Raw genomic sequence first — 318 nt, forward strand, 5'->3', positions numbered from 1 at the left:
AAAAGAAGTAGCTAGCTTAACCTTCGGGGGGGCGGTTACCACTTTGTGGATCATGACTGGGGTGAAGTCGTAACAAGGTAGCCCTAGGGGAACCTGGGGCTGGATCACCTCCTTACCTAAACGATGACTTTGTTGTGAGTGTTCACACAGATAGGTTTGTCTCAAACCGGCATTACGGAAGTGATGTTTGTTCTTTAACAATTTGGAAAGCTGATAGTAGAGATTAAATAGCGATATTTAATCAAAATGAGTTCTCAAAATACTTCAATCAAGTGTTTTGTGATCCTAGTGTTTCAGCGATGAAACACATCAAGGCGA

The 318-nt window shown here is 42.1% G+C and carries 1 rRNA gene; it reads left to right on the plus strand.

What is annotated here, in order from left to right:
- Positions 1-115: ribosomal RNA gene (locus tag J3L11_RS19100) — 16S ribosomal RNA — on the plus strand; the annotation flags it as partial.
- Positions 116-318: the final 203 nt, after the last annotated feature.

It is taken from the genome of Shewanella sp. 4t3-1-2LB, from assembly GCF_017368415.1.
Lineage (GTDB): Bacteria > Pseudomonadota > Gammaproteobacteria > Enterobacterales > Shewanellaceae > Shewanella > Shewanella fodinae.